Source organism: Oceanobacillus sp. FSL K6-3682 (assembly GCF_037976165.1).
Taxonomy (GTDB): Bacteria; Bacillota; Bacilli; order Bacillales; family Amphibacillaceae; genus Oceanobacillus; species Oceanobacillus sojae.
Genome location: NZ_CP150263.1, coordinates 2,726,417 through 2,738,657, shown reverse-complemented (window position 1 = coordinate 2,738,657; position 12,241 = coordinate 2,726,417). Strand labels below are relative to the sequence as shown.

The window sequence follows — 12,241 nt, the reverse complement described above, 5'->3', positions numbered from 1 at the left end:
AAGTAGTATGTTAAAAGGTAAATCAGCATTCCTGTTTTTATTATTTAGGAGAGGATATAAATGAAACGATTTAAAAAGCCAAGGATACCGCTCTATATTATTGCAGCATTCCTTCTTGGACTAAAAACCTATATTGTCTACCGATTTGTATTTAATATTGAACTTGATAATTCCATGCAGGAATTAATTTTGTTTATTAATCCTTTTGTGTCAGCGTTTTTAATTCTGGCATTAGGAGTCTGGTTTAATAAGTCTTCCAGACAAATGAAGTATATTCGGTACGCTACATTGGCAGCATCCTTGCTTATCTGGGCGAATCTTGTATTCTACCGCCAATTTACGGACTTTATAACAATCCCGCAATTATTTATGGGAAGTAATATGACAGATTTAGGATCCAGTATTCTTACTTTAATTAAGCCATGGGATCTATTTATATTTGCAGATGCCGCGATTATCTGGTATCTAAGTAAGAAATATGAAGGAAGTCTTGCTGTACAGTATCCTAGAAGCGGTAAGGTCGGCGCTCTGGCATTTTCATTAGTATTACTTGCGGGTAACTTTTTCTTAGCGGAAATGGAAAGACCGCAGCTTTTTACCCGCGGATTTGACCGTGAATATTTAGTGAAAAATATTGGTCTGTTTAACTATCACGTCTACGATGTTGTCATTCACTCCAAGAACGAATCACAACGTGTTTTTGCGGACGGAAACGAAATTCCTGAAATTCAGGAGTATATTAAAGAAAATGTGGATCATGAGACCAGTGAAGAAATGAAGGGTATTGCGAAAGATAAAAATATCATTTTTCTTAACGCAGAATCCTTGCAGCACTTTGTAATGAACAGTGAAGTAAATGGAGAAGAGGTTACACCGTTTCTTAATGAGTTAGCCCAGGATGAAGATACGTATTACTTTGATAATTTCTATGAACAGACAGGTCAGGGAAACACATCTGATTCAGAGTTCTTAGTAGAAAATTCCTTATATCCATTATCCCGTGGTGCGGTATTCTTTACACACGGTAATAATGAATACCATTCTTTTGATGAAATGATTAAAGAAGCTGGTTATACTTCTAACGTATTGCATGCGAACAATAAAAGCTTTTGGAACCGGGATGCAATGTATAACAGCTTGAATATTGATAACTTCTTTGGAGAAGAATCATATGATGTAACACCGGAAGACTCTGTAGGGTGGGGTCTAAAGGATAAACCGTTCTTTGAACAGTCCATCCCGATATTAGAAGATTTGGATGAGCCGTTCTATTCAAAAATGATTTTATTAACAAACCATTTCCCGTTTGAATTGGATGAGGAAGATGCAACAATTGATAAATTTGATTCAAATTCCAATACGCTGAACAGTTATATTCCGACTGTCCGCTACATGGATGAAGCTATCGAAGAATTCTTTGATGAGCTAAAAGAGTCTGGTCTTTATGAAGACTCCATTATTGTCATTATGGGTGACCATATTGGAATAAGTGCCAACCATAATAAAGCGATGGCTCAGTATTTAGATCAGGACGAAATCACAGCTTACGATCAGGTGCAATTACAACGTGTACCATTATTTATTCACATTCCTGGAGATGGAAATGGAAAAGTAATGGAAGAGGTTGCCGGTCAAATCGATTTGAAACCAACAATGCTAAACATGCTGGGAATTGATCCTGGTGAGGATATTTATTTTGGTAATGACTTATTCAGTGATGATAGAAAAGGCTATATCGCATTACGAAATGGCGACTTTGTCAGTGATGATTTTGTTAAAACCGCCGGTTCCTGCTACGATCGTGAAACTGGAGAATTAATGGATCAGGCTGTAGAAGAAGAAACAGATTCAGAAGAAGAAGCAAGTGAAGAATTAGAAAAAGTAGAAAGTGCTTGTGATTCCATTCAAGAAAAAGTAGATACAGAGCTTTCTTACTCTGATTCCATCATTTACGGAGATTTATTCCGATTTGTTGACTTTGGAGACGAAGAAGAATAAAAAAACGGTACAGGTGAAAAAGCCTGTGCCGTTTTTTTGCACTGGCAGAAAAGCATAAAATCCGGCTCTATACTGAATGTGGTGGTGCCCTCCGTTCCATCGCCAGATGGAACGGAGACAAAAAAATACACTCTATTTCCTCTCTCTGGTAACCTTGAGTTGTCGAGACAAAAGGAATGGGAGAGGAAAAGAGTGCATCATCATTTTATCACAGAGTTGTTAGGAATTAAAGATACGCATGTAGATGTGTGGGATATCAGAGAAGAAGAAAGTTATTTTATTGCAGAATTATTCACGAAACAGCGTATGCAGAAATGTCCTTTTTGCCGTAAAAGAACCAAGCGGATACATGGCTATCGTTGGCAAAGCATTCAAGGACCAGCGTTTACAACCAAGGAAGTTCATCTTTCCCTGCGAAAACGACGTTATATTTGCACGTCGTGTCATCACACATTTTATGAGCGTCTACAAATGATTCATCGGTATCAACGTTGTATGGCGAGTGTGCAAACGACAGCGATGATGCATGCAGCGGTGAGTTCCTTTCGTACAGCGGCGCTAGTAACCGGAGTAACAGTGAATCGTGTCTTACGGTGGTTTGATCAGAAGGAGTTAACTACCAGCAAAGTGTTGCCGCGAGTCATTGCGATCGATGAGTTTAAAGGTGACGCGGATGGAGAGAGGTTTCAATTGAATGTGGTCGATGTGGAGAACCGAAGAATTATCGATATCTTGCCAAATCGAAAAGTGGAAACCATTGAAGCGTACTTAAAGTCCTGTGATACAGGTAAAGTAGAAATGGTAGTAATGGATTTATCTCAAGCGTTTAAACAAGCAATTCGAAAAGCACTGGGAAATCCTCTGATTATCGCTGACCGTTTTCACTTTATGCGTCAGGCCTATTGGGCTCTAGATGAGGTCCGCCGTGAAGTTCAAAAGGAGCTGCCCAAGAAAGATCGAATTCGAATGAAACGTTCCAAAAAACTTCTGTGGAAATCATGGACAACCTGTTCAGATGATCAGAAGAAGAAAGTCGAGCAATTATTAAGGATAGATCCCCGCTTAAAGGAAGCTTATGGTTTAAAGCATGAATTGGATACGTGGTTTAAGGAAAGTGATGCGCACAACGCAACTGCTGGATTAGAAGCGTGCCTGGAGAAGTTGAATGCATCCGCGTTAGAGGGATTTCATCGTGTCGCACGTACATTTAAAAGATGGCAACAAGAAATTCTGCATTCTTTTATGTATCCCTTTAATAATGGCTACATAGAAGGCGTTAATAATACGATTAAAGTATTAAAAAGATTATCTTATGGGATTAAACAGTTTGATCGAATGAGAAAGAAAATTCTATGGCAACAAGAGGTAAAGCTTGTCTTAAAGCAAGCTTATAAATAAAGAGGTGGAGGAATGATATTCCACCACCACATTTGACATAGAACCTAAAATCCTTGGCGGTTGAATATTGAGTAATGTGAATGTTTTCGGCAGGGGGAGGAACCACAGCTCAGTCCCGGTCATTTTTTCTTTTATAGTACCAGGATTGAATTGAAAAAGGTATTATGCCAAGCCATTTATTGCTATAAAGTTGATTAGAAGATTTCTTTTTTTGCTTCCGTTCTTTTTTTTCTTCTGTAGGTAAATTTATATATTTCATCATTTCTTCTGTTAAAAAACGAATATAGTCGTTACTTTTCATGGATTTAATTTAATGCTCCTTTTCAAGTTAGTTTTACTTATAGCTTTAACAATAAAATAAATTCTATTCTTTTGAATAAAAAAGAAGGAGAATCAGAATAAATGTAGAATTTATAGATTATGTCAGAAATATTTGTAAGGGGGGTGAGCTAATGAATCATGTCACAAAATTATCTGACGACCTCTTTCAGGCTGCAGTCAGTCAACAAGCTTCTGATATTCACTTCTATCCATACGAGCAGCAAACTGAAATTTACTTTCGTATCCACGGAAAACGCACCTTTATCCGAAACATTCTAACGAAACAATACCAGCTTTTAAGAACATTTTTTAAGTTCAGTGCCAATATGGATATTGGCGAACACAGAAAACCCCAAGCGGGAACATTGCTTTGGAGTTTTGAATCAAAGGACTATGCACTTCGTATTTCGACTCTCCCTCATTATCAGCAAGAGAGTATTGCTATCCGTATTCTTCCTCAAAACGACACCTTGCCGCTTGACCATTTATTTCTTTTTCCAAATCAAGTACAGCAAATGCGAAGATGGATGGATCATGATTCCGGACTTATCCTGATAACTGGGGCAACTGGGAGCGGGAAATCATCTACTTTATATTCTTTATTAGAAAAGGAAATGAAGGAAAAGCCCTGTCAAATTATTTCCTTGGAAGATCCAATCGAGAGAAAAATAAATCAAATATTGCAAGTGCAAATTAACGAACATGCCGGCATCTCCTATCACACAGGGTTAAAGGCTGCTCTACGCCATGACCCCGACATTCTGATGGTTGGAGAGATACGGGATAAAGAAACCGCAAAGTTTGCAGTGGAAGCTGCTCTAACTGGTCACCTTGTATTAAGTACTCTGCATGCTAAAAATGCTGTCGGCACCATTTTTCGCTTGAAGGAAATGGGAATAAAAACTGCCGATCTGCATCAAATCCTTATTGGCGTCGGAGCTCTTCGGCTAATTCCAATTATGAGAAAGAATAAGCAGCAGCGGAGTGCTATTGGAGAATTAATGGAGGGAGATTACCTGACAGAAGCTATCGAAGGTACATTGCTGGCTTTACCTGAAGAACACCAGTTTAAAAAATTACAAAGAAAGGCATTTGCTTATGGCTTTACACAAACGATTTTCCCTCAATAATCAAAAAATAACCATTGCCACGCAGCTGCAATTTCTTCATGTCTTACAGCGTATGCTTTCAAAAGGTCTCACACTCATTCAATCCTTAGACGCAATGAAATATTATGCTGAGTTAGAATATACCTCCAGTCAGATTTTAAAGTGTCTTGAAGCGGGCCAGCATTTGGATGAAGCAATGGACGAGGCTGGTTTTCATCATTCTATTATTTCCTATCTCTTTGTTGTACGGGAAAAATCGAATATATCCGAACGGATTGAGCAGTGTCATCAATTATTTCAGCAGCATGTCCACTACATGCGTAAATTTCAGCAGACTGTCCGTTATCCGCTTATTTTGCTATTTATTTTTAGCGGTTTATTATTTTTTATTTATGCGCGTGTTATACCTTCCTTTCAGCAGCTCATGTTTGGCGAGCTCCCTATGCTGCTGCAAGCCGTTATTTTTCTATCTTCCTGGCTTGGTTATTCCATAATTGTTCTCATTATCGCTTTCAGCTTTGGTGCAGTTATCTGGATATTTTTAAGAAATAATATCTCTTTAGAAACTAAAATGACTTTATACAGCAGAATTCCTCTATATCGTTCTTATATAAAGAGACAAACATCTTTTCATTTTGCTGCGTTATACAGTTCTCTCTTACAGACAGGGATGCCAATGAAGGAGTTATTGCATTATATGTCCAGACAGACAAAGCTGCCCATTATTTCTTATTATGCGAAGCAAATGCAATTAGAGTATTTTAGGGGGAGATCCGTCCAAGGGCTCTTGACCACGATGGATTTTTTAGACAAACATTTGACAGATATATTATCTTCTAATATGGATGCAGCAAACCTGGCAAAGGACTTAGCTATTTATGCTGAAATCTCAATTGATACAATGTATCAACGGCTTCAAAAAAGAATTGTTTATATTCAGCCTGTTTTTTTCTCGATTATCGGCGCATTTATTATATTTATTTATATTAGTCTGATGTCGCCTATGTTTGAACTAATGAATACAATGTGAAGGAGCTTTTTTATGTTAAAAAGTGAAAAGGGTTTCACACTGATAGAAATGTTAATTGTCTTGATGGTAATCTCTATAATCATGATTTTAATTATACCGAATCTGGGGAAGAAGACAGGGGATGTCCATTCAAAAGGTTGTGCTGCATTAATTTCTGTGGTGCAGGCCCAGGTAGATGCTTATCAAATTGATACTGGTAATATGCCATCAAGTCTTGATCAGCTGGAGAGTGCTGATTATATAACTGAGGACCAGAGGACCTGCTCAAATGGAAATAAGCTTTCCATTTCTAATGGTGTGGTAAATGCTTCAAACTGAGCGTGGTTTTACGCTTATTGAAACATTATTTGCATTATCCATCTTGTCAGTCATCCTTTTACTCATTCCTAAACACCAGATAGAACAGATTGACAAATTGGAGAGCCGGCATTTTCTTGATACATTAGAAATGGACGTGCTTTATATTCAAAATAAGAGGAGTACACAGGAAAGCGGCAAATCATATATTTTAAGGTTTTACCCTGATAACTATAGCATATTGTTTAACTATTCTACTGAAATCAGACGGGAGTATCCACCACTGTTTTCTTTGGACACACCTTTCCCGAAGGATATTGAATTCTCCGTCGGCGGTGTTATTAAGAACCCGCAATCCATTCTAATCAGCTTTGGGGAAGAACGCTACCGGATTGTATTTCCGTTTGGGAAAGGCAGATTTTATGTTGAAGAAAGATAAAGGATTTACATTATTTGAAACCTTGATAGCATCATTACTTTTATTTTCTATGCTCACTATTCTATTGCCGCTGCTCTCCTTACTCGCTAAAGAACAGTACAATAATATAGAAAGGTTAAAAATTACAAGTAAATTACATGATGAATTGCAAGGAGCCCTAGTTGGAATGGGAACTTATCCGGGTAAATATACAATCATTCCTTACCGTACACCTGCAGAGTTCTCTTTTGCGTTGGAGGGGGAATACTTGAAAGGATGTGCAGAATGGACTAATGCAAAACAACAGACAGAGGAAAAATGCCTTTATGCAATTTTGGAGTAGCGCCCATGGCTTCACTCTTATTTCGATGTTAATTGCAATGACTATCTTAGTGTTAACACTTCCTTTTGTATACTATGCTTTATCTACACTTCAAATAAAGCAAACCTATACAGAGTCCTTATCGATACAGCAGTTATTTACGCAATTACGCAATGATATTATCTCTTCTACCTCCGCTCATATAGCTGACAATCAATTGTATATCCGGTTTATTGATCAAAGTGATAACATCGAGAAAACAGCCCGTTTCAGCCAGTATAACAACTCCATTCGCAGACAGATAAACGGGCAAGGTCATGAAATATATCTTCACCAGGTTTCTAATGTTGTTTTTGAAGAACAATCAAACGCTATTTTTTTAACAATTACTATGGAATCAGGGGAATTTTATGAAAAGATACTATACACTTATCCATAATCAGCAAGGATTTTTATTATTCCATGCCGTCTGGGTTATTCTTATTGTATTTCTTTGTTTACATTTTCTTCTTTACCAATATCAGACAGCAAAAGTAGTAGCTGACAATCAGTTATCTGATATAGAAGTGGAGACACTTTTTCAAATGGCTTACAAAAAAGTCAGTGGGGAAATAGATATACAGGAGATTTCTTTACCATATGAAACGAGTTATAAATTCCCGCATGGAGAAGTTAAAGTAACTTTTCAGGCTGAAACGAATGAAAGTATATATATCATCTATGCAATAAAACAAACTGGAAGCGAGCATATTTATCAATTTGCCCAATATGCTCCTTAACAGTAATTGAGAGGATTTATCATTACTTTTAAATAAAATACCTTATACAGAGGCAAACTATATAAGAATCGTTTACAATCCTATCCGGCTCGTATATAATAACTATGAGAACGTTACCTATAAAGGAGGGGGAAGACATGGACCGCATGTTTCGTGTTCTTGCCTTTTGGACAGGTATTTTTACAGTTATGTTTTATGTAGGTGACATGCTGAATACTGCACTATTATTCCTTGTTCAAACGGCGTTTTTCCTTACACTGAGTTATTTAAAGCTGTCTGAACGTATGTACATGTACTTATTTGGTGCATATTGTACGGTATTTATTGTTGGATATACTTGGTATTCTGAGTTTATCCTTGTACCTGGATTTGGACATTAAAAACAGCGAAAAAGACCTTCTGTATTTTATGCAGATGGTCTTTTTCGCTGTTTTATCTATTTCGAACCAATTATGATTTTCTAAGCTGGGAAAAAAGGATTGTTCTTCTTTTCATAGCCTATTGTTGTTGCCGGCCCGTGGCCTGGAAGAATGGTTAAATCATCCGGCAAAAGATACAACTTCTCTTTTATCGAGTTTTCCAGGGTGTTTATATTTCCGTCTACTAAATCAGTTCTGCCGATTCCCTGCTGGAATAATACATCACCACAAACAGCAAAATTCTCGTTAGAAAAAACAAAACTGATGCTTCCAGGCGAATGGCCCGGTGTATGTAATGTTTTAATAGTGAAACCGCCGACTTCTAAGGTTCCCTCCGTCAGCTCTTTATCAGCCACTTGAGCAGTAATAGGCTGTCCCATTAATTTAGCTGACCCATTCAATCTTGGTTCACCAAGCCAGGACCACTCTGCTTTATGAAGATACACTGGTGCATTGGTATACTTTTGGACACTGTTCAAACCGCCAATATGATCGAAATGAGCATGAGTCAGTAAGATTGCTTTCACATTCAGCTTATTCTTTTCAAAAGCTTCAATTATTTTCTCCGGTTCTCCACCAGGATCAATAATTAAAGCATCTTTTTCTTCTTTTTTGTAAACGATATAGCAATTTGCCTGGACTAAACCTACCGGCATTGCGATAATTTCCATATCCATTTCTCCATTCTTTTATCATGGTGTAACCGTCTGTGAAACTTCCGCCTTCAAAAAGAGAAAAATAAATCTATTTGGGCAGGAGATAACGGCCGCTAACTTCCTGAATTGTTCAGGTCAATACAATGCTGGTCGCACAAATATTCTCGCAAAAGCTCTTCGATGGGGGCGAGTAACCGCAGTCTCAGGATACGAAGACGTCAGCTTATGTTCCTTATTTATCAGTAGGAGAAGAGTGAAAACTCACACTGAAAGAAGTTTCGCTTTATAATAACTCGACAAACACTTGGAAATACTATAAAATATAAATAGTTTAACGATAATTACATAGTATAAAATACTGGCTTTTTACACAAGTATAGTTACGCTGAAAAGGAGGAAAATTTCGGATGGGTCATATTGTTTTAGGAATTTTATTTTTACTAGTTGCACTATTAGCAGTCGTATCCGTGATTCGTCAGTTAAAATTTAAAAATATACTGGCGCTGTTATTCTCTGCTCTAACTGCCGTTGTTTTTGGGTTCTTCTCCATTGCAACCATTATTTCAGAAATCGTAGGTTAAGACAAAAAGATTCTTTCTATTTTCAGTAAATATAGAAAGAATCTTTTTTAATTTTCTCTTTCGACTAGAATGGTATGCACTTATCTTAGTCCATCATTGCTTTCGTTAAATAAAAAATCCCTCCATTAATAACTTGAAAAATAACTTTTGGTTTAAATCGCTTTTCCAGTGCCTCTAATTCTTCTAAATACTTTGGATGATCAAGTTCGTTCTCGTAGAAATGCTTTAATGTCGCTTTATCTGTTTCCAGTTGTTTTATAGACTCAGCAGCCCAGGAATTATCCTGGTTTTGTACGTGCTGCAGCAGGAGATTCTGAATACGGATAAAGCCGCTTTTGGGATTTATCATTGGAGACAGCGTATAGCAATAATCTGATATTGATCTTTCAAGCGCTATTTCCTCCAGAGAATCCATCATATTTAAAGCCATATGACCATGAAGCAGCTGCAGACCGACAGAAAACACCTCATCCTTGTGACGGGCCCCCTGATAGCTGATTTTTATATTAATCACAAGCCAAGGATATAGCGGTGTGTTTTCTGATACCTGAATCTTTTCGAATAATCTTGTATAGCGTTCCTTTTCTATTAGTTTATTCATAATTTGATGAAGTCTGGGACTGCCAAAGTGAATCCATTCCCCAGGCTCATTTGATTTTTCTTTGTCTGTAATCAGACGAAGCTTTTGAGGTTCTCCTTCCCGTCCCATTTTTTTTATATAATGCCAGTAGAAGGGACGGTTCATTAATTCTCTGTCCATCTCTTCGTTCAGCTGGATGTGGATTTGCCCCTCATTCTTAGAAAGTATGGTACACTGCTTTGTTTCAAAGTAATTGACGAGAAAATCTGATAAATCAATTTGCTGTTCCATCTTTATATTGCTCCTCATTATTCTGAATTTCGAAGTTTGCCTGCTCAATCACGGATGTAAGGTTATCGAGCTTAATACGTACCTCTCCGGCTGAAGTGGATTCCTGATAGATGGATTCTATTTCCTTTTCCATACTATCTACTTTTAACTCTGCTAAAATGGCATCTAAATTACCAATAACATTCTCAAACAAATGAATTTTTTCGTAAAGCATGGACAGGATATGCTCTTCAATGGTCTGTTTCGTAACAATATTATAAATATGCACATCCGATTCTTGGCCAAAACGGTGAATACGGCCAATCCGCTGCTCCAGCCGCATCGGATTCCAGGGTAAATCATAGTTAATCAAATGATGGCAAAATTGCAGGTTAATTCCTTCACCGCCAGCTTCTGTAGCAATAAGAACCTGCGCATGGTCTTTAAATAATTGCTTCATCCAATCTTTTTTTCCTCTTTTAAAGCCTCCACGGAAAGGAACGGATGAGATACCATGCTGCTGGAGATACCATTGCAGATAATATTGAGTAGCACGATATTCTGTAAAAACAATAACTTTTTCACCATTCAGTGATTTAATCTGTTCAACCAGCTTCTCTGCTTTTGGATGCTGATCGAGCTGTTCAATATTTTCTATCACATCTTGAATAGCTGTATGATTTTCATGAGCTCCTAATTTCATCAGGGAAGTAAAACAAGCTTCTCTCGAGGAACAGAATTCACGTAAATAAGTGATTTTAGCAAATGATGCCATTCCAAAGGACAATTCCATAAGTTGTTGATAAACCTTCTCATAGTTCTCTGGAAGAGACGACCAAATAGTGTGTATTTTTCTCTTTGAATTATTTAAGGTTGTATCTTTTCTTGTATTACGTACCATCACCTGCTGAACAAGTTTCTTCAGATAAGGATCCTGCTCCATTTTTTTTCGGTCTTTCCCGTATTTCTCAGTGAAGGTTTTATAATTTCCTAAATGTCCCGGCTTTAAGAGACTGACAAGGTTAAATAATTCTAATAGTTTATTCTGCACTGGCGTGGCAGTTAATAAGAGACAATATTTTTTCTTTAATTCATGTACAAATTGATAGTTTTTCGTCTGTTCATTTTTTAATTTATGCGCTTCGTCTACCAGAATAAAATCATAATCCAGGTTTAAGATAGCTTCCCGATGAGGGGACCGCTTTGCTGAATCAATAGAGGATATGACAATTGGATTGTCCTCCCAGCTGTAATTTTTCCGGTAGGCAATGGCCGGAATTAGAAATTTATCGTTTAATTCTTTTTCCCATTGATTAACGAGAGAAGCAGGAACAAGAATTAATGCTTTTTTTACTAGACCTCTCACCATATACTCTTTTAGAATCAGACCTGCTTCAATGGTTTTTCCGAGTCCTACTTCGTCTGCTAAAATAGCACGCCCATGCATGGATTCCAGAACCTGCTCAGCTGTTTGCAGCTGGTGATCCAGAATATCCAGATGAGGTAAATATTCCAGTGCTTGTAACCCTTTGAATGACGGTCTTTTCGTTACATTTACAGCCTGGTACGCCATACGAAAAAGCTCCCAATTTGTTAAATCGTTTTCATCACGAAAAGCTGATTCTAAGTCATTTATAAATTGATTATCTTGCCGAATTTGAATAGAATCCATATATTTGATTCACTCCCTCTCAATAAAATATGGTTTTTTCAATTACTTTTTCGAAGAGATATGATATACTTTGGTCAAATAGATTTTCCTGCTAACATATACATAGTATAACCAACATCAATATATTAAATCAGCGGATGAACACAAGGGGAGAGCTTACAATTAATGTAACGCCGAAGGAGCAAGTTAAGAGCGAATCTCTCAGGCAAAAAGACTCTTGTAGGACGCAACTCTGGAGAGTGTTTATAAGTAACAGGGAGAGATGTTTTTTCTCTAAAAGCTTATCAGCCACCCACGAAGCAAGTATTCACATTTTACCAGTCTGTAAAAGCATTTTGTTATCCTGTGCCAATAAGCATGGTTGAGGAGAGTAAGGTAGTGCTGACAGTCT

14 protein-coding genes and 1 riboswitch are annotated in these 12,241 nt (G+C 37.3%); of the genes, 11 read left to right on the top strand and 3 right to left on the bottom strand.

Features of this window, described 5'->3' with window-relative positions; translation table 11 throughout:
• Window positions 1-60: 60 nt before the first annotated feature.
• The 10 genes from MHH51_RS13685 to MHH51_RS13640 all read left to right on the top strand — a co-directional run bounded on the left by MHH51_RS13685 (window position 61) and on the right by MHH51_RS13640 (window position 8,052).
• Window positions 61-1,998: an LTA synthase family protein gene (locus MHH51_RS13685; RefSeq protein ID WP_147210370.1), complete on the top strand. Its 1,938-nt coding sequence runs from the start codon at window positions 61-63 to the stop codon at window positions 1,996-1,998.
• 192 nt (window positions 1,999-2,190) lie between these two features.
• Window positions 2,191-3,396, top strand: coding sequence for an ISL3 family transposase (locus MHH51_RS13680; RefSeq protein WP_339233414.1), 1,206 nt, complete (start codon window positions 2,191-2,193; stop codon window positions 3,394-3,396).
• 452 nt (window positions 3,397-3,848) lie between these two features.
• Entirely contained in the window at window positions 3,849-4,847 is a 999-nt protein-coding gene (gene comGA / locus MHH51_RS13675; RefSeq protein ID WP_339282321.1) for a competence type IV pilus ATPase ComGA, read from the top strand.
• Complete coding sequence (locus MHH51_RS13670) at window positions 4,816-5,856, top strand: type II secretion system F family protein (RefSeq protein ID WP_147210373.1); 1,041 nt, start codon at window positions 4,816-4,818, stop codon at window positions 5,854-5,856. The genes comGA and MHH51_RS13670 overlap by 32 nt, the downstream gene beginning before the upstream one ends.
• Window positions 5,857-5,868: 12 nt before the next feature.
• Window positions 5,869-6,174 (top strand): competence type IV pilus major pilin ComGC, encoded by a 306-nt coding sequence (gene comGC, locus MHH51_RS13665; protein WP_147210374.1) that lies wholly within the window; start codon window positions 5,869-5,871, stop codon window positions 6,172-6,174.
• Complete coding sequence (gene comGD / locus MHH51_RS13660) at window positions 6,161-6,592, top strand: competence type IV pilus minor pilin ComGD (protein WP_147210375.1); 432 nt, start codon at window positions 6,161-6,163, stop codon at window positions 6,590-6,592. The genes comGC and comGD overlap by 14 nt, the downstream gene beginning before the upstream one ends.
• Window positions 6,576-6,914, top strand: a complete 339-nt coding sequence (locus MHH51_RS13655; protein WP_147210376.1) for a hypothetical protein — start codon at window positions 6,576-6,578, stop codon at window positions 6,912-6,914. Before comGD ends, MHH51_RS13655 begins: the two co-directional genes overlap by 17 nt.
• On the top strand, window positions 6,898-7,332 hold the full coding sequence (gene comGF, locus MHH51_RS13650) for a competence type IV pilus minor pilin ComGF (RefSeq protein ID WP_186813628.1): 435 nt from the start codon (window positions 6,898-6,900) through the stop codon (window positions 7,330-7,332). The genes MHH51_RS13655 and comGF overlap by 17 nt, the downstream gene beginning before the upstream one ends.
• Entirely contained in the window at window positions 7,304-7,672 is a 369-nt protein-coding gene (locus tag MHH51_RS13645) for a hypothetical protein (protein WP_147210377.1), read from the top strand. Before comGF ends, MHH51_RS13645 begins: the two co-directional genes overlap by 29 nt.
• 137 nt (window positions 7,673-7,809) lie before the next feature.
• The gene (locus MHH51_RS13640; RefSeq protein WP_040985302.1) at window positions 7,810-8,052 is read left to right on the top strand and encodes a DUF2626 domain-containing protein; all 243 of its coding nucleotides are present in this window, start codon (window positions 7,810-7,812) and stop codon (window positions 8,050-8,052) included.
• An 80-nt stretch (window positions 8,053-8,132) separates the two neighbouring features.
• Here the strand turns inward: MHH51_RS13640 and MHH51_RS13635 are convergent, their stop codons facing one another.
• The gene (locus tag MHH51_RS13635; protein ID WP_147210378.1) at window positions 8,133-8,762 is read right to left on the bottom strand and encodes an MBL fold metallo-hydrolase; all 630 of its coding nucleotides are present in this window, start codon (window positions 8,760-8,762) and stop codon (window positions 8,133-8,135) included.
• Window positions 8,763-9,154: 392 nt separating this feature from the next.
• Between MHH51_RS13635 and MHH51_RS13630 the strand changes: the two genes are divergently transcribed.
• Window positions 9,155-9,328, top strand: a complete 174-nt coding sequence (locus MHH51_RS13630) for a DUF2759 family protein (protein WP_147210379.1) — start codon at window positions 9,155-9,157, stop codon at window positions 9,326-9,328.
• A gap of 85 nt (window positions 9,329-9,413) precedes the next feature.
• On the opposite strand, the gene MHH51_RS13625 is transcribed toward MHH51_RS13630, so the two are convergent.
• Both MHH51_RS13625 and MHH51_RS13620 read right to left on the bottom strand, forming a co-directional pair.
• The gene (locus tag MHH51_RS13625; protein WP_147210380.1) at window positions 9,414-10,199 is read right to left on the bottom strand and encodes a YqhG family protein; all 786 of its coding nucleotides are present in this window, start codon (window positions 10,197-10,199) and stop codon (window positions 9,414-9,416) included.
• Window positions 10,183-11,850, bottom strand: coding sequence for an SNF2-related protein (locus MHH51_RS13620; RefSeq protein ID WP_339282320.1), 1,668 nt, complete (start codon window positions 11,848-11,850; stop codon window positions 10,183-10,185). Before MHH51_RS13620 ends, MHH51_RS13625 begins: the two co-directional genes overlap by 17 nt.
• 137 nt (window positions 11,851-11,987) lie before the next feature.
• Window positions 11,988-12,077, top strand: a riboswitch (glycine riboswitch).
• Window positions 12,078-12,241 lie beyond the last annotated feature (164 nt).

Coding starts and splice junctions, on each gene's coding strand:
- MHH51_RS13635 (WP_147210378.1), bottom strand. CDS start 8,762: ATGGAAATTATCGCAATGCCGGTAGGTTTAGTCCAGGCAAATTGCTAT.
- MHH51_RS13625 (WP_147210380.1), bottom strand. CDS start 10,199: ATGGAACAGCAAATTGATTTATCAGATTTTCTCGTCAATTACTTTGAA.
- comGD (WP_147210375.1), top strand. CDS start 6,161: ATGCTTCAAACTGAGCGTGGTTTTACGCTTATTGAAACATTATTTGCA.
- comGC (WP_147210374.1), top strand. CDS start 5,869: ATGTTAAAAAGTGAAAAGGGTTTCACACTGATAGAAATGTTAATTGTC.
- MHH51_RS13685 (WP_147210370.1), top strand. CDS start 61: ATGAAACGATTTAAAAAGCCAAGGATACCGCTCTATATTATTGCAGCA.
- MHH51_RS13645 (WP_147210377.1), top strand. CDS start 7,304: ATGAAAAGATACTATACACTTATCCATAATCAGCAAGGATTTTTATTA.
- MHH51_RS13655 (WP_147210376.1), top strand. CDS start 6,576: ATGTTGAAGAAAGATAAAGGATTTACATTATTTGAAACCTTGATAGCA.
- MHH51_RS13630 (WP_147210379.1), top strand. CDS start 9,155: ATGGGTCATATTGTTTTAGGAATTTTATTTTTACTAGTTGCACTATTA.
- MHH51_RS13620 (WP_339282320.1), bottom strand. CDS start 11,850: ATGGATTCTATTCAAATTCGGCAAGATAATCAATTTATAAATGACTTA.
- comGA (WP_339282321.1), top strand. CDS start 3,849: ATGAATCATGTCACAAAATTATCTGACGACCTCTTTCAGGCTGCAGTC.
- MHH51_RS13670 (WP_147210373.1), top strand. CDS start 4,816: ATGGCTTTACACAAACGATTTTCCCTCAATAATCAAAAAATAACCATT.
- comGF (WP_186813628.1), top strand. CDS start 6,898: ATGCAATTTTGGAGTAGCGCCCATGGCTTCACTCTTATTTCGATGTTA.
- MHH51_RS13640 (WP_040985302.1), top strand. CDS start 7,810: ATGGACCGCATGTTTCGTGTTCTTGCCTTTTGGACAGGTATTTTTACA.